Source organism: Rodentibacter rarus (assembly GCF_001998965.1).
GTDB lineage: Bacteria > Pseudomonadota > Gammaproteobacteria > Enterobacterales > Pasteurellaceae > Rodentibacter > Rodentibacter rarus.
In genome coordinates this window covers 1-21,684 of record NZ_MLHJ01000091.1, presented here as the reverse complement: position 1 = coordinate 21,684, position 21,684 = coordinate 1, and the positions used below count along the sequence as shown (strand labels likewise).

General features: G+C 41.8%; 20 protein-coding genes. 11 read left to right on the top strand and 9 right to left on the bottom strand.

From position 1 onward, the window contains the following. Positions 1-196: 196 nt before the first annotated feature. The 7 genes from BKK50_RS09095 (at position 197) to BKK50_RS09065 (ending at position 7,885) form a co-directional block, all read left to right on the top strand. On the top strand, positions 197-1,879 hold the full coding sequence (locus BKK50_RS09095; protein WP_077417416.1) for a solute:sodium symporter family transporter: 1,683 nt from the start codon (positions 197-199) through the stop codon (positions 1,877-1,879). Continuing rightward, complete coding sequence (locus BKK50_RS09090) at positions 1,876-3,321, top strand: sulfatase family protein (protein WP_077417414.1); 1,446 nt, start codon at positions 1,876-1,878, stop codon at positions 3,319-3,321. The genes BKK50_RS09095 and BKK50_RS09090 overlap by 4 nt, the downstream gene beginning before the upstream one ends. A gap of 77 nt (positions 3,322-3,398) precedes the next feature. After that, on the top strand, positions 3,399-4,211 hold the full coding sequence (locus BKK50_RS09085) for a D-hexose-6-phosphate mutarotase (protein ID WP_077417411.1): 813 nt from the start codon (positions 3,399-3,401) through the stop codon (positions 4,209-4,211). A 156-nt stretch (positions 4,212-4,367) separates the two neighbouring features. Continuing rightward, positions 4,368-4,883, top strand: coding sequence for a translation initiation factor IF-3 (gene infC, locus BKK50_RS09080; RefSeq protein ID WP_077417409.1), 516 nt, complete (start codon positions 4,368-4,370; stop codon positions 4,881-4,883). A 206-nt stretch (positions 4,884-5,089) separates the two neighbouring features. Next, on the top strand, positions 5,090-5,287 hold the full coding sequence (gene rpmI / locus BKK50_RS09075) for a 50S ribosomal protein L35 (protein ID WP_005596065.1): 198 nt from the start codon (positions 5,090-5,092) through the stop codon (positions 5,285-5,287). A 65-nt stretch (positions 5,288-5,352) separates the two neighbouring features. Continuing rightward, positions 5,353-5,706 (top strand): 50S ribosomal protein L20, encoded by a 354-nt coding sequence (gene rplT, locus BKK50_RS09070; RefSeq protein WP_005596075.1) that lies wholly within the window; start codon positions 5,353-5,355, stop codon positions 5,704-5,706. A 241-nt stretch (positions 5,707-5,947) separates the two neighbouring features. Next, positions 5,948-7,885 (top strand): ABC transporter ATP-binding protein, encoded by a 1,938-nt coding sequence (locus BKK50_RS09065; RefSeq protein ID WP_077417407.1) that lies wholly within the window; start codon positions 5,948-5,950, stop codon positions 7,883-7,885. A gap of 35 nt (positions 7,886-7,920) precedes the next feature. Here the strand turns inward: BKK50_RS09065 and BKK50_RS09060 are convergent, their stop codons facing one another. From BKK50_RS09060 to rsxA, 8 genes are all read right to left on the bottom strand, one after another. Beyond that, complete coding sequence (locus BKK50_RS09060; protein ID WP_077417405.1) at positions 7,921-9,294, bottom strand: sodium-dependent transporter; 1,374 nt, start codon at positions 9,292-9,294, stop codon at positions 7,921-7,923. Positions 9,295-9,338: 44 nt separating this feature from the next. Next, positions 9,339-9,974 (bottom strand): endonuclease III, encoded by a 636-nt coding sequence (nth, locus tag BKK50_RS09055; RefSeq protein WP_077417403.1) that lies wholly within the window; start codon positions 9,972-9,974, stop codon positions 9,339-9,341. Positions 9,975-10,159: 185 nt separating this feature from the next. Then, positions 10,160-10,882, bottom strand: coding sequence for an electron transport complex subunit E (locus tag BKK50_RS09050; protein WP_077417401.1), 723 nt, complete (start codon positions 10,880-10,882; stop codon positions 10,160-10,162). Positions 10,883-10,905: 23 nt separating this feature from the next. Beyond that, positions 10,906-11,523: an electron transport complex subunit RsxG gene (gene rsxG, locus BKK50_RS09045; RefSeq protein ID WP_077417399.1), complete on the bottom strand. Its 618-nt coding sequence runs from the start codon at positions 11,521-11,523 to the stop codon at positions 10,906-10,908. Beyond that, positions 11,523-12,599: an electron transport complex subunit RsxD gene (rsxD, locus tag BKK50_RS09040; protein ID WP_077417396.1), complete on the bottom strand. Its 1,077-nt coding sequence runs from the start codon at positions 12,597-12,599 to the stop codon at positions 11,523-11,525. The genes rsxG and rsxD overlap by 1 nt, the downstream gene beginning before the upstream one ends. A 4-nt stretch (positions 12,600-12,603) precedes the next feature. Next, a complete protein-coding gene (rsxC, locus tag BKK50_RS09035) occupies positions 12,604-14,685 on the bottom strand; it encodes an electron transport complex subunit RsxC (protein ID WP_077417394.1) in 2,082 nt (693 codons plus the stop codon). Further along, positions 14,686-15,267, bottom strand: coding sequence for an electron transport complex subunit RsxB (gene rsxB, locus BKK50_RS09030; protein ID WP_077417392.1), 582 nt, complete (start codon positions 15,265-15,267; stop codon positions 14,686-14,688). It abuts the gene before it with no gap. 96 nt (positions 15,268-15,363) lie between these two features. After that, complete coding sequence (gene rsxA / locus BKK50_RS09025; RefSeq protein WP_077417390.1) at positions 15,364-15,942, bottom strand: electron transport complex subunit RsxA; 579 nt, start codon at positions 15,940-15,942, stop codon at positions 15,364-15,366. 200 nt (positions 15,943-16,142) lie between these two features. Here rsxA and truA point away from each other — a divergent pair, with 200 nt between their 5' ends. The 3 genes from truA (at position 16,143) to folC (ending at position 19,212) form a co-directional block, all read left to right on the top strand. Further along, the gene (gene truA, locus BKK50_RS09020; protein ID WP_077417388.1) at positions 16,143-16,937 is read left to right on the top strand and encodes a tRNA pseudouridine(38-40) synthase TruA; all 795 of its coding nucleotides are present in this window, start codon (positions 16,143-16,145) and stop codon (positions 16,935-16,937) included. Positions 16,938-17,021: 84 nt separating this feature from the next. After that, positions 17,022-17,906 carry an acetyl-CoA carboxylase, carboxyltransferase subunit beta gene (gene accD / locus BKK50_RS09015; RefSeq protein ID WP_077417386.1) on the top strand — a complete coding sequence of 295 codons (885 nt, stop codon included), beginning with the start codon at positions 17,022-17,024 and terminating at the stop codon, positions 17,904-17,906. Position 17,907: 1 nt separating this feature from the next. Next, positions 17,908-19,212 (top strand): bifunctional tetrahydrofolate synthase/dihydrofolate synthase, encoded by a 1,305-nt coding sequence (gene folC / locus BKK50_RS09010; RefSeq protein WP_077417384.1) that lies wholly within the window; start codon positions 17,908-17,910, stop codon positions 19,210-19,212. Between the two features lie 179 nt (positions 19,213-19,391). Here folC and dacB read toward each other — a convergent pair whose 3' ends face one another. Next, positions 19,392-20,831, bottom strand: a complete 1,440-nt coding sequence (gene dacB, locus BKK50_RS09005) for a serine-type D-Ala-D-Ala carboxypeptidase (protein ID WP_077417382.1) — start codon at positions 20,829-20,831, stop codon at positions 19,392-19,394. 169 nt (positions 20,832-21,000) lie between these two features. On the opposite strand from dacB, the gene greA reads away from it, so the two are divergent. Next, positions 21,001-21,477, top strand: a complete 477-nt coding sequence (gene greA, locus BKK50_RS09000; RefSeq protein WP_077417380.1) for a transcription elongation factor GreA — start codon at positions 21,001-21,003, stop codon at positions 21,475-21,477. The last annotated feature ends 207 nt before the right edge of the window (positions 21,478-21,684 follow it).

Sequence of the window (21,684 nt, the reverse complement as noted above, 5' to 3'; positions counted from 1 at the left end):
AAAACAACGTTGTGCAACTGCTGTGTAATACCGCAATTTTACACAACTTTTCATTCCTATTTCAAATCTCCCCCACAGTGGAGATTTTCTCCAATCTGTGATCTTTCTCACAATTCTAATATGACAATCATCATAACTTTTAAACGTTCCTTATATTATCTTTATGCTGTGTTAGTCGATATTAGGAGGACAATATATGCTTATGACAATACTTAGCTTCCTCATTGTAACCGGTGTGGTGGCGTATATTTCTTGGTTAAAAACAAAAGGGGATGATTTAACCACATCCAAAGGCTATTTTTTGGCTGGGCGGGGGTTAAGCGGGCTGGTGATTGGATGCTCTATGGTGCTGACCTCACTTTCTACGGAACAACTTATCGGGGTAAATGCCGTCTCTTATAAAGGGAATTTCTCGGTGATAGCGTGGACGGTGCCAACGGTGATTCCGCTTTGCTTTTTGGCACTTTATATGCTGCCGAAATATTTACGCAACGGTTATACCACGGTACCGGAATTTTTTGAAAGCCGTTTTGATCGTCAAACCCGTTTGATTATGTCCGCGCTTTTCTTAGTGTTTTATCTTTTCATCGTGATTCCGACCGCACTTTATACCGGTGCTATTGCGTTCAATAAAATCTTCAATTTAGAAACTGCATTCGGCTTGAGCTATGGGGCAGCGATTACTTATACGGTGATCGCCATTGGGGTTGTGGGGGCAATTTATGCGATCTTTGGTGGTTTAAAAGCGGTGGCAGTGTCTGATACGATCAATGCGATAATTCTTGTGATTGGCGCATTGCTTGTACCATTGTTTGCGTTGATATATTTAGGCGAGGGCAGTTTTTCCGCCGGATTACAGACGATCACCACCACGCATATTGAAAAATGGAATGCCATTGGCGGTGAAAACGATGCGACACCGTGGCCGACCATTTTTACCGGCATTATGGTGGTGCATTTCTTTTACTGGACAACCAACCAAGCTATCGTACAACGTTGCTTAGGGGCGAAGGATTTACAATCCGGTCAAAAAGGGATTTTGATTGCAGCGTTATTCCTATTAACGCTACCCATCATTTTAAACTTGCCGGGCTTATTGAGTTTCCACATTTTGGGGGATGGCGTAAATCCAATTGATGCCTCTTATCCGCTTTTGGTAAATAAAGTGCTGCCGACTTGGCTACAAGGGTTCTTTATTGCGGCGTTATTCGGGGCGATTTTAAGTACCTTCAACTCTTTCCTCAACTCTGCGGCAACTATTTTTTGTAAAGATTTATTACCTTCTATCAGCAAAAAAGTGCGGTCAGAACAAGAGCTGATTGTATATGCGAAAAAAGTCTCTGCGGTTATGGCTGTTGTCACAATGATTTTTGCGCCATTGTTGATGTTTGGTACAGACGGTATTTTCTTGATCACTAAACGCTTTGCCGGTTTTGTGAATATCCCAATTGTGGCATTATTTGCGGTGGGGATGTTTAACAAAACCGTTTCAGGCAAAGCTGCCCGTATTGCCTTACTCGCACACGTTATTTTATATTTCAGCATTGTTTGGGTATTTAATGTGAAAATTAACTTTGTATATGTGATGGGCGGCTTGTTTGTATTTGATGTGGTATTAATGCTTATCCTCGGTCAATTCTTAAAACGTGATCCTTACATTGAAAACAAAGAAAACTTGGGGGATGTGGATTTAACTAACTGGAAATATTTGAAACTGACCAGTATGTCTTTAATCTTAGGGTTGTTTGCGCTTTACACTTTCCTCTCTCCGCTTGGTATGGCATCGGAAAACGGCAATCCGTTGATGGTGTTAGGCGTATGGGCAGTATTGCAAATTATCCTGTTGTTTGTTGTACGAGATAAAGAGGCAAAATCATGAACATTATTTATATTTTATTGGATCAAATTCGCAAAGATATGCTGGGGGCTTATGGTCACCAAGTGGTCAAAACCCCGAATTTGGATAGATTAGCAAAAGAGGGGGTGCGTTTTAATAATGCTTTTACGCCCGCTTCCGTGTGTGGCCCTGCGAGAACATCATTATTTACCGGATTAATGCCGTCTTCCCACGGCATTATCAAAAACGGTGAGAAAGGCGGCATAGGTGAAATTAGCCAAGATAAACCCAACATCGGTCATCTTGATGGTTACAATACTTATGTGGTGGGAAAATGGCACGTAGGCACGAAGTCCGTACCGGAAGATTATGGCATTAAAGGGCATAATTTTGACGGTTATGGCTATCCGGGGAGTGGAGTGTATAAAAATTTAGTGTTCAACCAACCGCCGACACATTCAAATCGATACAAAGACTGGTTAGAGGAAAAAGGCTATGCAATCCCCGAGGTGAGCAACGCCTATTTTGGTGATAATCCACATTTACGGGTGCAAGAACTTTGTGGCTTACTTTCCGGTACGAAAGCGCAGACGATTCCCTATTTCATCATTGATGAGGCGAAAAAATACATTCAAGACTCCTTAGATGAGGGCAAACCGTTTTTTGCTTGGATCAATTTCTGGGGGCCGCATACCCCTTGCATTGTGCCGGAACCTTATTATTCAATGTATCGTAAAGAAGACGTGGTGTTAGACAAAAGTTTCTTCAAGCCACTGGAAGGCAAACCGGGGCATTTCCGTACCATTTCAAAAATGTGGGGAATGTGGGAAGCCAGTGAAGATCGTTGGAAAGAAGTGATTACGAAATTTTGGGGCTACATCACGTTAATTGATGATGCCATTGGGGAATTATTCGATTATTTAAAAAATAACGGAATTTATGACCGCACTTTTCTCGTGGCAACTGCCGATCATGGCGATGCTATGGGGGCGCATCGAATGATTGAAAAAGGCGAGTTTATGTTTGACGCCACCTATAATATTCCGATGATTATTAAAGATCCGCATTCAGATCGCATTAATCAAGAAGATGATAATTTTGTCTATTTGCACGATTTAACTTCCACGGTGTTTGATTTAGCGAAGCAAAAAATCCCCGAAACCTTTGAAGGGCTGAGTGTGCTACCGATTATGCGTGAGCATCAAAACAATGCCCGTAAAGGCGTACTGGGTCAGCTTGCCGGACATTTTGTTTATTTTGAACAACGGATGTGGCGGCGTAAGGATTATAAACTGGTTTTTAATGCAACAGACGTGTGTGAGCTTTATGATATTCGACAAGATCCGGAAGAAATGCATAATTTGTTTTACGATCCGCAATATAACGCCATCAAAAAAGAAATGCTGGAAGAAATGCGCCTAGAAATGAAACGTCTCAATGATCCGCTCGAAAATTGGGTGTATCGGATTATTGATGAAATTTAATCAACCCTTTTTATTAAGGCAATGAGGGCGTAACATACGCCCTTTATTTATCTTCACAAATTTAATAGGAACGAAATATGAAAACACAACTACTCAACACCTTAACACCGGAACTTAATCTGGTGCAACAAAACGATATTCCTGTGCTGTATTTGAAACACGGGGTGGGAACTGCCCAAATTTCCCTCCAAGGGGCGCAATTATTGAGCTGGCAACCGAAAGGCAGTACGCAAGATGTTTTGTGGTTAAGCGAAATTGAGCCATTTAAACTGGGTACGGCTATTCGTGGCGGTATTCCCATTTGTTATCCATGGTTTGGCTCGGTAAAACAGCCCTCTCATGGCACGGCACGAATTCGTTTATGGCAATTAAGCCATTATGATTTGGAGAAAGAAAAAGTGCGGTTAGTTTTTTCATTATTTTCAGCGTTGAATATTATTGAAGCAAAAGTAGAGATGATTTTTACGGATAAGTGCCACATCACTTTTACCCATTATGGAAAACAGCCGGCACAAGTGGCATTACATAGTTATTTTAATGTGGGGGACATTAATCACATTGTCATTGAAAATTTACCCACAAACTGTTTTAACAGCCTCACACAAAAGCAAGAAAATGTGCCCTCACCCCGTGTGATTACAGAAAATGTAGATTGCATTTATTCTGCCGAGAAAACACAAAACCAAATTGTAGATAAGCGATTTAATCGAACTATTGGATTACATCACCATAATGCCGGAGAGCTTGTACTTTGGAATCCGTGGCATAAACCTACCAGCGCAATGAGTGAGCAAGGGTATCAACATATGATTTGCTTAGAAACCGCAAGAATCAATCATTTGTTGGAATTTGGCGAAAGTATTGGCGTAGAAATTGAGGTAAATGGCTAAATTCTGTTGCATAAAATCGGTGGATACTATAAAATCCGCCCGTTTTACTCATTTTTATAAGTGAGAGAAATTGGAATCTTTTGCTTGTCGTGAAAGGTTTTTGCATAAATTAATAGAAGGAATACGATTATTAAAACCGTAAAAAAAGCATCGGCAGTGAATCGTCCGAATCGCATTAATGATGAAATTCGTGTAAAAGAAGTTCGTTTAATTGACCAAGATGGTGAACAATTAGGCATTGTTTTTATTCAACAAGCCTTAGATATGGCAGAGCAAGCGGAGCTTGATCTTGTTGAAATTAGCCCAAATGCAGAACCCCCGGTTTGCCGCATTATGAACTACGGTAAGTTCCTCTACGAAAAAAGTAAGAGCGCTAAAGAGCAGAAGAAAAAACAAAAAGTCGTACAAGTGAAGGAAATTAAATTCCGTCCGGGTACCGATGAAGGTGATTACCAAGTTAAATTACGCAGTCTTATCCGTTTCTTAGAAGACGGCGATAAAGCAAAAATTACCGTGCGTTTCCGTGGTCGTGAAATGGCACACCAAGATATCGGTTTAGATGTGTTGGAACGGGTGAAAAACGATTTGGCGGATATTTCAGTAGTGGAATCCGCACCCGGTAAGTTAGAAGGTCGTCAAGCGGTCATGGTGTTAGCACCGAAGAAAAAATAAGAATTTTTTGTTGAGATCTCAATCTCGGCAAAAATCTTTTCACTGCGGTGAAAAGTCATTGTAGGTTGGGCAGACTACGCAGCCTAACTACTTTGAGAAAAGGCAATTCATTTGTCTGATGATGGAAATAATCAGTGCTTTCCAAGTAACTTTTTCGTTCGCCTGATTATGTTGTTTTAAACGAAAAATGCGGAGTTATTTTAACAATGCCTAAAATCAAAACAGTACGCGGTGCAGCTAAGCGTTTCAAAAAAACAGCTTCTGGCGGTTTCAAGCGTAAACAATCTCACTTACGTCATATTTTGACTAAAAAAACAACTAAACGTAAACGTCATTTACGTCATAAATCCATGGTTGCGAAAGCAGACCAAGTTTTAGTCGTAGCCTGCTTACCATACGCATAAGCCGTTATTTAAGCAAAACGTACGATTAGTTCATTTAGTAGAAAATAGACATAGGAGATTAAATAATGGCTCGTGTAAAACGTGGTGTTATTGCAAGAGCACGCCATAAGAAAGTTCTTAAGGCTGCTAAAGGTTATTATGGTGCACGTTCACGCGTGTATCGTGTTGCTTTCCAAGCGGTGATCAAAGCTGGTCAATACGCATATCGTGACCGCCGTCAACGTAAACGTCAATTCCGTCAATTATGGATTGCACGTATCAATGCAGCGGCTCGTCAAAACGGTTTATCTTATAGCAAATTCATCAATGGCTTGAAAAAAGCGTCTGTTGAAATCGATCGTAAGATCCTTGCTGATATTGCCGTATTCGACAAAGTAGCTTTTGCTGCATTAGTTGAGAAAGCAAAATCTGCACTTTAATTTTAAAGTTTAGAGAATGAGGACGCTGAAAAGCGTCCTTTTTTCTTAGCGATGAGGGGACTTTTTCATCGTTGTCGGTAAAATCCTCCGTCTATCGTTCGCTTTTTAGCAAACCGTATAAAACCGTGCGGTTACAAAAATAAGGTTTTTGAATGTTGGCTTTGCCAATGGCGCTAAAGGCGTGAGTAAATCACTTGGGTGGTTTGTGAATAATATTTAATCAAATTTTTACGAGGTGATTGTGGCATTAATTAGCTTAACCAATGGCTATCTTTCTTTTAGTGATGCGCCCTTATTAGATCATACCGAACTGCATATTGAGCCGAACGAACGGGTTTGTTTGGTGGGAAGAAATGGTGCAGGGAAATCTACTTTACTCAAAATTATTGCCGGTGATGTCTTGTTGGACGATGGGAAGATCCAATATGAAAAAGATTTAGTGGTATCCCGTCTTGAGCAAGATCCCCCCCGCAACACCGCAGGCAATGTTTTTGATTATGTGGCAGAGGGAATTGGCCATTTAACGGATTTATTAAAAGAATATCACCGAATTTCTGTTGAGCTTGAAGAAAATTATACGGATCAAATTCTAAACCAATTAGAACAAATTCAAGCTAAATTAGAACATGCTGACGGTTGGCGATTTGAAAATAAAATTCATGAAGTGTTGCTCAAATTAGGCTTAAATCCTAACACCAAACTGAGTGAGCTTTCTGGTGGTTGGTTGCGTAAAGCCGCATTAGCTCGTGCTTTGGTTTGTGATCCTGACGTATTATTACTTGATGAGCCAACCAACCACTTGGATGTGGAGGCGATCGAATGGCTGGAAGCCTTTCTTTTAGAATTTAGCGGGAGTATTGTGTTTATTTCCCATGACCGTTCTTTCATTCGAAAAATGGCGACACGTATTGTGGATTTAGATCGCGGGCAGTTGGTTTCCTATCCGGGGAACTATGATTTATACCTCACCACAAAAGAAGAAAATCTCCGGGTCGAAGCCCTCCAAAATGAATTATTTGATAAAAAACTAGCACAAGAAGAAGTGTGGATTCGCCAAGGCATAAAAGCACGTCGTACCCGCAATGAAGGGCGTGTTCGAGTATTAAAAGCGATGCGTGAAGAACGCCGTCAACGTCGTGATGTGATGGGAACGGCAAAATTACAGCTTGATACCTCAACCCGTTCCGGAAAAATTGTGTTTGAAATGGAAAATGTGAGCTATGAGGTCGCAGGAAAGCAATTGTTAAAAGATTTCAGCACCACTATTTTACGGGGGGATAAGATTGCTTTAGTCGGGCCAAATGGTTGTGGCAAAACAACCTTTATCAAACTGCTTCTCGGTGAAATCCAACCTACCGCGGGAAAAATTCGTACGGGGACAAAACTGGATATCGCTTATTTTGATCAATACCGTGCTGATCTTGATCCGGAAAAAACCGTGATGGATAACGTTGCTGATGGCAAGCAAGATATTGAAGTCAATGGTGTAAAACGCCATGTGTTAGGCTATTTACAAGATTTTTTATTCCCGCCTAAACGGGCGATGACCCCGGTGAAAGCCTTATCGGGAGGAGAACGTAACCGTTTGTTATTGGCAAAATTATTATTAAAACCCAATAATTTGCTCATTCTTGATGAACCAACCAATGATTTAGATGTGGAAACCTTAGAGTTACTGGAAGAAATTTTAACGGATTATCAAGGCACTTTATTGATCGTCAGTCACGACCGTCAATTTATTGATAATACTGCAACGGAATGTTATTTGTTTGAGGGGGAAGGCGTTGTCAATAAATATGTTGGTGGCTTCTTTGATGCCAAACAGCAACAAGCCAACTTTTTGGCAAGCAGGATGGAACAAGAAGTGGCGAAAAAATCACCTTCAAAACCGCAAGAAAATCTTGCTAAAACTGACCGCACTTCTAAGCTAAAATCCATTAAATTATCTTATAAAGAACAGCGTGAATTAGAGCAGCTTCCACAGCAGTTAGAAGAATTAGAGGAAAAATTGACCGCACTTCAGGCAGAGGTGAGTGAGCCAACCTTTTTCCAACAACCTCATGATATCACTGATGCGAAACTTAAAGCATTGGCAGATACGGAAGCCCTTCTGGAACAAACTTTTTTGCGTTGGGAAGAATTGGAAGAGAAGAAAAGTATCGCAGAAAATCAGCGTTAAAAGAAAAACCGAGCATAGGCTCGGTTTTTTATGGATTAGAATAAATTGCTGATAAAAATCACAATAATAATGACAGGTACAACAAATTTTACATAGTTAAACCAAATTTTGGTGAAGGTCGAATTCGGTGTCGGAGAGAGTTCCTTTTTCGCTTCATCTTTCAGCACAAAGCCTACAAAAATGGTGCAGCCTAAAGCCGTGAGCATAAATAAAATGTTACCACTGGCATAATCATAGAAATCAAAAATACTTTTACCGAAGAACGTCACATTTTTCCAAACATTGTCCCCTAAAATGGCGGGAATATTGCCGAGTAGGAAAATGCCGCCTAACACTAGTGTGATGGCTTTTCCACGACGCATACGGAGCTTTTCCTGTAATGCGGTGATAAGCACTTCATAAATGGTAATAGAGGTGGTAAGGGCGGCGATTAATAATAAACTAAAGAAAATAATGGCAAAGAATTTACCGCCCCATAAGTGGGAAAAGACGATAGGTAAGCTTTGGAACACTAAGGTTGGGCCGGCATTGGGTTCGATACCGAAAGTGAATAATGAAGGAAAGATCATAAAGCCTGCCAGTACCGCAATAATGGTATTGGTAAAGCCGGTAATCACGGCGGTTTGAATGAGGTTTTCTTCTTTATTCAAATAGCTTGAAAGGGTGATTAACACACCAAAGCCAAGGCTTAAAGCAAAGAACACTTGCCCTAATACAAAAATGAAAAGTTGAGGCGTGATTTTGCTGAAATCCGGTTTTAAATAGAAAGTGATCCCTTCCATCGCACCCGGTAAGGTGATGTTGCGGATCACCATACCGATTAAGAAAATAAAGAGTAGGGGCATCAAATATTTCACCGAGCGTTCAATACCGCCAATAATGCCTTTGGCTAAAATAATGTAATTCACCACTACAAAGAGAAAGGTGTAGCTCATAATTTCATAAGGGCTATTGCCAATGTGAAGATCGTAGAAGTTTTTCGCCACCTCTTTGGTAATTGGGGCGGAAATATCCAGTGTTCCGCTGATGAGGCTTACAATATAAGAAATCACCCAGCCACCCAATACCATATAATAGGCCATAATACCAAAAGCCCCCAACAGGCCCATATAACCGATAATTTTCCAATAAGGGGAAATGTGTTTTCCTTTATCTTGAAGTTTATCGCCGAAGGCATCGATGGAATTGACACGCAAGCGGCGACCAATCACATTTTCTACGAGGATCATGGGAATGCCGATCACGATCATCGCAAGACAAAAAAGTAGCACATAGGCGCCGCCGCCATTTTCACCCACAAGGTAAGGGAAGCGCCATGTGGCACCAAAACCCACCGTTGCACCGGCAACGGTCATCACATAAGTTAAGCGGCTTGACCAAGTTTGACGTTGTTGTTTATTTGTTGTCATTGTTTTTCCTATTAATAAAAGTGCGGTCAAAAAACAAATGATTTTTAATAATCGGTTTTCTCTTTATATTCGCAAAGATCTTCGATAATACAGGAACCGCAACGGGGTTTTCTTGCTACACAAGTGTAGCGACCATGTAAAATGAGCCAATGGTGCACATCCACTTTAAACTCATCGGGCACGACTTTTAAGAGTTTTTCTTCCACTTTGACGACATCTTTACCCGGAGCGAAATGGGTGCGATTGCATACCCGAAAAATGTGGGTATCGACCGCAATCGTCGGGTGACCAAAGGCAGTATTTAACACCACATTCGCTGTTTTTCGCCCAACACCGGCAAGGGCTTCGAGGGCTTCACGATCTTCAGGTACTTCACCTTTGTGTTTTTCGATGAGATCACGGCAGGTTTTGATGATATTTTCCGCTTTACTATTATAAAGCCCAATGGTTTTTATATAGCTTTTTAATCCCTCTAGGCCTAAATCCAAAATGGCTTGTGGCGTATTGGCAACGGGAAAAAGTTTCTCTGTTGCTTTATTCACCCCTTTGTCGGTGGCCTGTGCGGATAAAATCACTGCAATTAATAATTCGAAAGGCGAATTATACTGTAATTCAGTGGTAGGGTGGGGATTTTGATCCCGTAATCGGGTGAGTATTTCAATTCTTTTCTTTTGGTTCATAGTCTTTTTCCTTCTACTTTCTTGCTTGTGCAAGAAAGTAGCAAAGAACACACTCCAACTAATTTGCTTTTCTTCACTTGGTTAGGATTTTCTTAACGGAAAATTTTTAACTCGCTTCGCTCAGACAGGAAAAATTTTCCTAAAAATCCTAAGTCGTTCAGGCAAATTAGATGGAGCTTCAAGGGTTACTTTTTCACTTTCTGATGGCTATCAATTCTGTTTTTTAGGGCGAGGATTAAACCTAAGCCGATAAAGGCACCCGGTGGCAGGATGAAAAGTAAAAAGCTGCTGTCTATTTGGTAAATATGCCAAGTGAGAAATTTAGCCTGTTCACCAAAAAGATGCTCAATCCCTTCAAACAATGTGCCTTGTCCGAGAATTTCACGCAGCGCACCAAGCAGGGTAAGGCTTAATGCCATACCACATCCCATGGAAAAACCATCCCATACGGAATGTAAGAGATGATTTTTCGAAGCAAAGGCTTCCGCACGACCAATCACAATACAGTTTGTCACAATAAGCGGAATAAAAATCCCCAGGGATTGATAGAGCGTGTAGGTGTAAGCATTCATCAATAATTGCACAACAGTAACGGTGGTGGCAATAATCATCACATAAATAGGAATACGAATTTCATGAGGAATCTGTTTTCGAAAGAGAGAAATCACCGTGTTGGTGCAAGTTAAAACCAACATCGTCGCAAGCCCTAAACCAAGTGCATTGGTCGCCGTACTGGACACCGCCAACAATGGGCAAAGCCCGAGTAATTGAACAATTGCAGGGTTATTTTTCCAAATGCCTTGCGTGAAAATGGCTTTCCATTCAGTGGTGTTTTTGGCAGTTTCAACAGACTGCTGAGGGGTTTCCTCTTCAAAAAGTGCGGTCGTTTTTTCGGTTGAATTTGTCATATCACAGTCCTTTATCGCAGTCCTTATGGGAGAGCGAGTTGCTGAAGTTCGGTTTGATGATTAAGCATCAATAAAGCGGAGCGTTTTACTTGATTAACAATGGCACGAGGTGTAATGGTTGCACCGGAAAATTGATCAAATTTCCCGCCATCTTTTTTTACCGCCCAATCATTGAGGTTCGTTTCATTAATGGATTTATGATTAAAACTTAAAATCCAATTGGAAATTCGTAGCTCTATTTTATCGCCCAATCCCGGGGTTTCGTGATGTTCAATCACTCGCACACCGAGAATTTCCCCTTTAGGGGTTAGCCCCACCAGTAAGCGGATATCACCGGAATAGCCATCCGGTGCGGTGGTTTCATAAGCATAAGCGGTAATGTTTTGCCCTTTTTTAGCAAAATAAACTTTTTGAATTCCGGCTAAATTTTCACTCTTTGGAATGACCGCACTTTCCACAAGCGGGTTATCAAAATAGTCATGGGGAATCACTTCTAATAGGCGTTCACGTTGTTGTGCCGCCATGGTTTCGTCAATTTTATCTTTTGTCAGGAAAAAGATGCCCGAGGAAATAGCGGTACAGATTAATGCGACTAATCCTAAAATCATTCCATAGCGTGAGGTGGTTTTAACAATGCCCATTATTTTCTTCCTTCTAAGCGATAACCTGCCACACGAGGTCTCGTGTAATGATCAATCAGTGGCACACAAATGTTACTCAGTAAAATGGCAAAGGCGACTCCATCAGGGAAATTACCCTGATAGCGAATAAGGTAGACAAAAAGCCCAACTAACGCACCAAAAACCAATTTTCCACGAGGTGTGATCGATGTCGTGACAGGGTCGGTTGCAATGAAAAATGCACCAAACATCATGGCCCCGCTAAACATCTGGCTCATGACACTTAAATGGAGATTGCCCATTAGAGCAGTAAGGGTTGCCAAGCAGAAAAAGGTAACGAGCATTGCCACCGGAATTTGCCAATGAATTGTGCGTTTTAAGATGAGAAATAGACCGCCAAGTAAAAAGGCGAGATTAACTTGCCACCAGCCCTGTGCGAAATCGGTACCATTAGCCATAAAAATCGGCATTTTAATGAGTTCATAAAAATCCGTTAATGCGTTGTGATGAGCGTAAAAGATTTTGGCACTATCCAATGGCGTTGCTTGAGCGATACCATCAATACTTTGGGTGAGTTGTGACAGGGTGAAACCATCGGTGGTAACCCCTGAAAATATCAGTGAGAGAGCATCAGGGAATGTGGGGGGCTCTTGTAATAAATGAATAGGGGGGAGCCAGGTAGTCATTTGTAATGGGAAAGAAATCAGCAGGATGACATAGCCAATCATCGCAGGATTAAATAAATTTTGCCCTAAACCGCCATAAACCTGTTTGCCAAGTAAAACGGCACAAAGTGTGCCAATCAGAATAATCCAATAAGGGGCATAGGGTGGAATAGCCATGGCTAAAATCAATGCTGTTAAAGTGATACTGAAATCAGAAAGATAAGCTAAAGGTTTTTTACCCCGTAATTTTAGTACGATAAATTCAGCCAATAGTGCAACGCTAATAGCGAGCGTTGATTGAATTAACACACCGAAGCCAAAATAATAAATTTGAACAAGTAGTGCGGGCATCATTGCAAAGATAACCCAAAGCATAATGCGTGCCGTTAATTTTCCCGAATGTGCATGAGGGGAACTAGTCATTTTAAACATGGATCTATTCCTGAGATTTCTCTAATTTTTGTTGAGCTTGTGCCAATTTCTTCGCTTTTGCTCGAGCAATAGCGGCAGCGACGGCAGCCTTTTTCGGATCAAGTGCGGTTAAATTTTCTTGTGTTTTTTGTGTTGAGGTTTCCTGTTCTCCGCTTGAGTTATCCGTTGCTTGTGCTAATTTCTTCGCTTTTGCTCGAGCGATAGCGGTAGCGATGGCAGCTTTTTTTGGATCAAGTACGGTTAAATTTTCTTGTGTTTTTTGTGTTGAAGTTACCTGCTCGCTGATTGAGCTATCCGTTGCTTGTGCTAATTTCTTCGCTTTTGCTCGAGCAATAGCAGCAGCGACGGCGGCTTTTTTTGGATCAAGTGCGGTTAAATTTTCTTGTGTTTTTTGTACTGAGGTTTCTTGTTCAATTGAGTGATTTTCACTTTCTTCCCTTTGCTGACGAGCCAGACGGCGGGCTTTACGCAATGCCATCATATCGGTGTTATCCGGTAAAATTTCCCCTTTTTCCGTGTTGATGGTTTTAACTTGTGTCGTTTCTGTGGCCGTTGCTTTTTTCGCTTTTAAACGTTCAAGTGCCGCTTTCACCGGATCTTCACCTTGAGTTTTGGCTAATTCTTCACGGCGGGCTTGGGCTGCACGTTGTGAACGGGCTTTGCGTTCTTGTTCTTCCCGTGCCATACGGGCTTGTTTGGCTTCAAAGCGAATTTTGGCTTCATCGGATTTCTTTTGTTTTTCTTTCAATTGCCAAATTTTGGCTTTTTCTTGGCGGAAATATTGAATAAGTGGAATGTGGCTTGGGCAAACATAAGCACAAACCCCACATTCAATGCAATCTTTTAAGGCATATTCTTCCGATTTCTTGTGATCTTCACTGCGTGCAAACCAATAAAGTTGCTGTGGCATAAGGTTAACCGGGCAGGCATCAGAACAACTGGAACAACGGATACAGGCTTGCTCCGCTTCGGGTTCGGCATATTCAAAATAATCCGGGGCAAGTAGGCAATTGACGATTTTGGTAACCGGTGCATTGAGATTAGGCAATGCCAGTCCCATCATTGGCCCACCTGCAAAAACAGGAAAACGTTCATCAAGTTGATAACCGGCGTGACGGAGTGCGTGATGAATAGGCGTGCCAAGGCGTACCCAATAATTACCTTTTTGTTGGATTTTATTACCCGTTAGGGTAACCACACGTTCAATTAACGGCTCGTCATTGATGACCGCTCTTTTTATGGCAAATACAGTGCCGATGTTGTGCATTAACACACCAATACTGGAGGAGCGTTCACCACTCGGGACTTCCATACCGGTGAGCAAATAAATGAGTTGTTTGGCTGCACCTGAGGGGTATTTTGTTGGAATAACACGCACTTCAATGTCATTAGCACCATGCAGTGCGTTATTGATGGCGTTGATCGCTTCAGGTTTATTGTCTTCAATGGCGATCACCACTTTTTCAGGGCGGAGGATATAACGTAAAATACGCACCCCTTCAATAATTTCATCGGCACGTTCTCGCATCAGGCGATCATCACAGGTGATATAGGGTTCACATTCTGCGCCATTAATGATGAGCAGTTTCACTTTTTTCTCGGCAGATTGAATTTTTGCCGCAGTAGGGAAGACAGCTCCCCCTAAACCGGCGATCCCGGCAAGGTAAATTTTTTCAATCAATTGCTCCGGAGTGAGTGTCAGAAAATCTTCAATAGGTTGGGCTTCAATAGCTTTATCCAGTCCATCGGCTTGTAAATGAATGGTTGGTTCATCCAATCCTGAGGGGTGAGCTGCAACATAAGGGGTGATGCTTTTAATCGTACCGGAAGTGGGCGCATGAACCGGCAGAATGCGTAGATCGTCACCTTGTGTTAAGGGCTGACCTTTTAAAACATAATCGCCAACGCTAACTAATAAATTGCCGGCAAGTCCGGCGTGCTGTTTGAGCGGAATATAAAAATCCGAACTTAGAGGAAGCGATTGAAGCGGTTGATGATTAGATTGATCTTTCATTTCAGGTGGGTGAATTCCCCCTTTGAAATCCCAAATCTTACCGGAATTAAAACGAGATAATACGTCCGCCATTTATTCCCCCACAACCCATTTTTTTTCGCTACCGTTCACATTCATGACCGGGATGACTAATTTTGCATCAAATTTCCAATCCCAACTGTTAAGATCTTTTTTTACCGGAATCATCGAAATACAATCCGTTGGGCAGGGGGCGACACAAAGTTCACAACCTGTGCAAAGATCAGGAATAACGGTATGCATGGCTTTATTTGTCCCAATAATGGCATCCACCGGACAGGCTTGGATACATTTGGTGCAACCGATACACATATTTTCATCAATGATCGCCACCATTTCTATGGGGTCTTCAACGCCCTCCATCGTAGGGACATCAACTCCTAAAATTTCTGCAATTTTCACCACGGTAGGTTGACCTCCGGGGATACATTTGGTGATGCTATCTCCGTTACAGATGGCTTCTGCATAGGGTTTACAGCCCGGATAACCGCACTGACCGCATTGGCTTTGGGGCAATATGGCATCAATTTTTTCTACGACAGGATCGGCTTCCACCTTTAATTTTAAGGAAGCGATGCCTAAAATCACACCAAAAATCAAGGCGAGTAGGCTGATGACGATAAGTAGCGTAGTCATTATTTCTTTCTTTTTCCTGAAAATTTTTGATAAAGCCCGATAAATAAAATCAGTACGGTGATCGCCATTAAAAGATAAATCATAGGATGAACAATATTATTTAATCAGCCCGGTAAAGCCCATAAAGGCAAGCGACATTAGCCCTGCTGTTATCAACGCAATGGAGGCACCGCGAAATGCGATAGGCACATCTGCTGCCACCAACCGCTCCCGCAATGCGGCAAAAAGCACTAAAACCAAGGCAAAGCCTAATGCTGCACCAAAACCATAAATGACCGATTCCGTTAAATTATGGGCAAGATTAACATTGAGTAAAGCGACACCAAGCACCGCACAGTTTGTCGTAATTAAAGGTAAGAAAATCCCGAGTAAACGATAAAGGGTGGGGCTGGTTTTATTGATCGCCATTTCGGTAAATTGCACGACAACCGCAATCACCAAAATAAAGATGAGCGTGCGTAAAAATGTGGCATTTAAAGGCAGAAGAATATAATGATCCACTAAGTATGAGCAAAGGGACGCCACAGTGAGCACAAAGGTGGTGGCTAACCCCATACCGATGGCGGTTTCAATTTTCTTTGATACCCCCATAAACGGGCATAGCCCGAGGAATTTCACCAGCACAAAGTTGTTAATCAATGCCGTACCGATAATCAATAAAATATAATCTGTCATGGTTATTTGCCTTTTCGATAAGGGCGCTATTATCCCTATTTATGGCGGGAAGAACAATAAGAAATTTGGGGTAGAATAGCGGAAAAGTGCGGTTGTTTTTTGTGTCGTTTTTGGGCTTATAGGAAAAGTGCGCTATGACTTTGTTTAACCATTTGATACTATCCGCATAATTTTACCGTTTTTAAATTAGAGAGGAATAAATGAAAATTGCCTTAGGTATTGAATATAACGGGCAACATTATTTTGGTTGGCAGCGACAAGAAAAGGTGCGTAGTGTGCAAGAAACACTGGAAAATGCGTTATCTTTTGTCGCGAACGAAAAAATTGAAGTATTTTGTGCCGGTCGAACGGATTCCGGCGTACATGGAACAGGGCAAGTGGTTCATTTTGAAACCCAGGCTATTCGCCCTGAAAAAGCCTGGGCATTCGGTACCAATGCCAATTTGCCTGATGATATTGCGGTGAAATGGGCAAAGGCAGTGGACGATGAATTTCACGCACGTTTTTCTGCCACAGCACGTCGCTACCGTTATCTTCTCTATTCTAATAAATTACGTTCAGCCATTTTACCGGCGGGCATTACCCATTGCCATTTGCCATTGAACGCAGAAAAAATGCACCAAGCAGGGCAATTTCTATTGGGTGAACATGATTTTTCTTCCTTCCGTGCCGCACAATGTCAATCCAATACACCTTGGCGAAATGTTCATCATCTTCATGTTGTGCAGAAAGGGGAATATATTATTGTTGATATTCAGGCTAATGCCTTTGTGCATCATATGGTGAGAAACATTGTCGGGAGTTTAATTGAGGTTGGCGCAGGGCATCAGCCCATTGAATGGATGAAATGGTTGTTGGAACAACGAGATCGGAAATTGGCTGCCCCCACCGCCAAACCGGATGGGCTTTATTTAGTGAAGGTGGTTTATCCTGAAAAATTTGTCATTCCGGAAAATAAATTAGGCCCACTTTTTCTTGAAGATAGGCTTATTTAAGAAGGTCACGTTGTCCGACTAGCAAGGCTAGGCAAATTATGGTTTAATACGCAAGATTTTCTAGTGGATAAATAGGTAAACATAATGAGCTGGATTAACCGAATTTTTAGCAAAAGCCCTTCTTCACGTAAAGCGAATGTGCCGGAAGGGGTTTGGACAAAATGTACTTCCTGTGAGCAAGTCCTGTATAGTGAAGAGCTAAAACGCAATCTTTATGTGTGTCCAAAGTGTGATCATCATATGCGTATTGATGCCCGTGAGCGTCTTTTACGTTTATTGGATGAAGGATCAAGCCAGGAAATTGAAGCGGATTTAGAGCCGAAAGATATTTTAAAATTCAAAGATTTAAAGAAGTATAAAGATCGTATCACCTCAGCCCAAAAAGAAACCGGTGAAAAAGATGCACTGATTACCATGACCGGGACACTTTATAATATGCCGATTGTGGTGGCAGCATCAAATTTTGCTTTTATGGGCGGTTCAATGGGATCGGTTGTTGGAGCGAAATTTGTTAAAGCTGCTGAAAAAGCGATGGAACTTAATTGTCCTTTCGTTTGCTTTTCAGCCAGTGGTGGGGCACGTATGCAAGAGGCGCTATTTTCACTTATGCAGATGGCAAAAACCAGTGCTGTACTTGCACAAATGCGTGAGAAAGGCGTGCCTTTTATTTCTGTGTTGACCGATCCGACCTTGGGCGGAGTTTCCGCAAGTTTTGCGATGCTGGGTGATTTAAACATTGCAGAACCTAAAGCCTTAATCGGTTTTGCCGGTCCTCGTGTAATTGAACAGACGGTTCGTGAAAAATTACCCGAAGGTTTCCAACGCAGTGAATTTTTATTGGAAAAAGGGGCGATTGATATGATTGTTAAACGAGGCGATATGCGCCATACACTTGCAAGCGTATTAAGTAAATTAACCCATCAACCTTCCCCTTTTAGCGAACCTGAACTTATTGAAGATGAAGCCTAATATGCCTTTAAAAGCCACTTCGCCACTCGCTGAGTGGCTTTCTTATTTAGAAAATAGCCATTTTAAAGCCATCGATCTCGGCTTAGCACGCATTAAATCTGTGGCAGAAAAGTTGGATCTTTTAAACCCCGCCCCCTATGTGATCACGGTGGGAGGAACCAATGGCAAAGGCACCACTTGCCGCTTGCTAGAAACCCTTTTGCTCGATCACGGATTGAGTGTTGGGGTTTATTCTTCCCCACATTTATTACGTTATAACGAACGTGTTCGTATTCAAAACCAAGATTTGAGCGATGAGGCTCATACTCATTCTTTTGCGTTTATTGAAGCACATCGGACGGAATCTTTAACCTATTTCGAATTTAGCACGCTTTCAGCCCTTCATCTGTTTAAACAAGCGAATTTAGATGTGGTGATTTTAGAAGTGGGGCTTGGCGGGCGATTGGACGCTACAAATATCGTGGATAGTCATTTATCGGTGATTACCAGTATTGATATTGATCATACGGATTTTCTTGGCAATACCAGAGAGGCGATTGCCTTTGAAAAAGCAGGGATTTTCCGTAAAAATGCCCCGGTAGTGATTGGTGAGCCTAATGTGCCGAATTCGATGTTGGAGCAGGCGACTCGTTTAGGTTGTCAGGTATCACGCCGAGGTGTGGATTGGTCCTTTCAATCTCAGCCTGAAGGTTGGCAATGGCAAAGCCAAAAAGTGCGGTTAGAAAATCTCCCATTTTGTCAAATTCCCTTAATGAATGCCGCTACCGCATTAGCTGTGGTGGAACAATTACCTTTCAACATCAGTGAAGAAACGATTCGTTATGCTTTACAAAATGTGGAATTGATAGGGCGTTTTCAAACACTTTATGCCGATAAAAGGGAAAAATTGGCGAAGTTATCTGATAAATCACCTCATGACTTACCGACAGTCATTTTTGATGTGGGGCATAACCCTCATGCCGCTGCTTATTTAGCAGAAAAATTAACCGCACTTAAAACACAAAAGCAGGGACGGATTCTCGCTGTGTGCGGTATGCTAAAAGATAAAGATGCTCAAGGTGTTTTCTCTCATCTTATCCCCCTTTTTGATGAATGGTATTGTGTCTCGTTAGAAGGTGACAGAGGGCAATCCGGCGAGGAATTGTTGGCAAAACTCACAGCATTTTCCCCTTGTGTGAATGCAAATTCAGCACATTCTGTTATGGATGGGGTGGAAAGGGCATTAGAAAATGCGGTAAAAAATGACATTGTTCTCGTCTTTGGATCATTTCATACGGTTGCAGCATTTTGGGCAACGTTTGCTTAGCATTTGCCATATATCCCTCTTTAATTATTCACGAATGGTGGCTGTGGATGACGATAATCGTCACCGGGTCACTGTTCTCAATGGTTTATGATAGAGCCGGAATGTTTGAAAATTTCAAAAAAAACAACCGCACTTTAATTTATTTACTATGAATAGAATAAAGTGCGGTTGCTTTTTTATTAATTTTTATAAAGCTCATTATAAAGCGTGCTTTCAAATTGTACTAAAGGGGCTCGTTTTGTTTTGCTTTCTAAATCACCGGTGGAATAACCGTTGATAAACTGGACAAAAGCTATTTTTTCACCACGTGCATTTGTCATAAATCCTGCAAGATTGTAAACGCCTTTTAGTGAGCCGGTTTTGGCGATCACATTTTTGACTAACGGGGGATTAATTAATCCGCCACGTCCACTGATTGTGCCATCTACCCCAGCGATAGGAAAGGTCTCCATTAAGCGCAGCTTATCTTCGTTTTTTGCTATATATTCTAATACAGAAAGCATCGTTTTAGGGGCAACGAGGTTATGACGTGAAAGCCCGGAACCGTCTGCTAAGATACTATTGCCAAATTTAATGCCTTGTTTTTGTAAAGCGGATTTCACCGCCAATGTTCCCAGTTGGAAGGAGGCCGGGCGTTTATAGTAATGGTAGGCAATGGCACGAAATAAGGAGTCGGCAATTTGGTTATCGGATTTTTTCATCATTTTTTTCAATAAATCCGGTAAGGGTTTGGAGAAATGTTGCGCTAATAATTGTCCTTGCTGTGGTTTTTGCGGTTGTAATACTCTTCCGCTAAAGTCGATACCTAAGCGTTTGAGTTGACGTTGAATAATCACTGCGGCGTAAGCATCGGGATCTTGTACCGCAAAACTTAAACCGAAGGGTTTGGATTGACGGGCAAGGCAACCTTTCACTTGATAGCGATTGTTATCGTGTACCACCACATCTAATTGGCAATAGGGGGCTTCGCGGCTGTCTGCCACATAAACTTGTCCGAACACTTGAATGGGAAATTGTGCCGGTACGCTGATTTTGACGGTTTCACCCGGGGCTTGATTGGCATCAAGTTCCGCATAGAAACAGTTATTATCGATATTGGCAGCGGAAGGGGGGGAATTGAAGCACATGGTTAAATCGTTCCAAATCCACCCTAAACCCCGATCATGGCTAGAGAAGACGGAGGTATCTAAGATCAAATCGCCATTGATTTTATTGATCCCTTGTTTTTTTAATTCAGCAAGGAGGCTATAAAGTTGCCCACTGGTGAGATCCGGATCACCGGTAAAACGCGCAATTAAATTGCCCTCTAGGAGCCCATTTTGAATTTTACCATTGGTTAACAGAGCGGTTTCAAATTTGAAGTCATCACCAAGTACTAATTTCGCCGCCACTGCAGTAAAGACTTTTTGAGTGCTTGCCGGCAGCATAAACGTTGAGCCGTTGTGGTCGGCAATAATGGCGTTTTGATTGAGATTTTTGGCAATAATGCCTGCGCTTGCGCCTTCCGGTAGAGCGTTTGTTATCGGTGCGACATTGATTTCTGCCAGGGCTGAAATTGAAAGGCTAAGGGAGAAGAATACAGTGCGAAGTGCGGTTGGAATTAACGATAATTTTGTCATATTCAGCTTGTTATGGTTGCTATTTTTTTTTAGACGAACAATAATAGCCACCGAATGGATGAGAGTAAACCGGATTTTCTCTTTTCTATATAATTTTACCTAACTGCGACAAGATTTTTTAATCTTGCCGTGGTTTTCTTTTTACTCAATTTTTTTAAGGATGCAGTCTATGAAACAAATCCCGATGACGGTTCGTGGTGCAGAACTGTTAAGAGAAGAATTAGATTTTTTGAAAAATGTACGCCGTCCGGAAATCATTAAAGCGATTGCGGAGGCTCGTGAACACGGTGATTTGAAAGAGAATGCGGAATATCACGCCGCACGTGAACAACAGGGGTTTTGTGAAGGTCGTATTCAAGAAATCGAAGGTAAATTAGCCAATTCACAAATTATCGATGTGACGAAAATGCCGAATAAAGGAAAGATCATTTTCGGTGCAACAGTGGTGCTGGTGAATGTGGATACTGATGAAGAAGTGACTTATCAAATTGTGGGGGATGATGAAGCGGATATTAAATCCGGTTTGATTTCCGTGAACTCACCTATTGCACGAGGGTTAATTGGTAAAGAACTGGATGATATGGTCAATATTATCACCCCGGGCGGTAATGTTGAGTTTGAAATTATTGAAGTGAATTACGTTTAACCTCAAATAAAAAAGTGCGGTGGAAATGACCGCACTTTGTGGTATTGACGATATTATAGGGCAGTTGCATAACGTTATTTTTGTTGGGGTGTAGGGACACACTGCGAGTGACCGAATTTTAACCTATTGAAATCATTTGATTTTTACAACGGACACACGCAGTGTGTCCCTACGTTTTGTTAAAACCTCCGATTTTACGCATTTGCG